1 protein-coding gene is annotated in these 532 nt (G+C 66.0%); it reads right to left on the bottom strand.

Annotated features, from left to right (window positions below; translation table 11 throughout):
* Positions 1-219: 219 nt before the first annotated feature.
* A partial coding sequence (locus tag APY03_RS45000) for a hypothetical protein (RefSeq protein WP_232324531.1) occupies positions 220-532 on the bottom strand: 313 nt, incomplete at its 5' end.

The raw sequence follows: 532 nt of genomic DNA, 5'->3' as shown, positions 1-532 counted from the left end.
GAATCTCAAAACGGCATTTTTGCGCCGGAAAGTAGCTAGGCTAGTCTATCGTCGCCAGAGTCCGCCACATACAGACGTTTCCATGCCGAGTCACTTGATCTGCCCCGGACTTGGGGCCTGACCGAGACGAACCATCGCGATACGGGAGCCACCACTGCGCGTCTTTGCGGCAATGGCCCCGTCTAGTGGCGGCGGCTATGATGACGTTAAATAGGCGCTTCATCGCGGTGGGAAACCGGCGTCGCGCCGCTCCTTCGCCAGCTGAAGCATGACGTACCCGCACCGGAACCCTGGCGTCGAAGTCGAGGGCGGCGGCGAGACGCGAGACTCGCGCCTCATCGCCGCGAGCAGTCGCAGCATCGGATTGGCGTGCCGGGCCTTGCGCCTTTTCAGAGCGGCGCGATAGCGGAGCCAGCGACGCAAGTTCACAAGCCCCCCGTCCATCGCGGCCTGGCCCGGCGGGCGGCCGGCGCGTGCGCCGCCGTCTCCGTCTTCGCTGGCGCGGCCGGAGATTGCTGCTTCGAGGCGAGCG

Source organism: Variovorax sp. WDL1 (genome assembly GCF_001541225.1).
Taxonomy (GTDB): Bacteria; Pseudomonadota; Gammaproteobacteria; order Burkholderiales; family Burkholderiaceae_C; genus Variovorax.
This window is presented reverse-complemented; position numbering and strand designations above follow the sequence as displayed.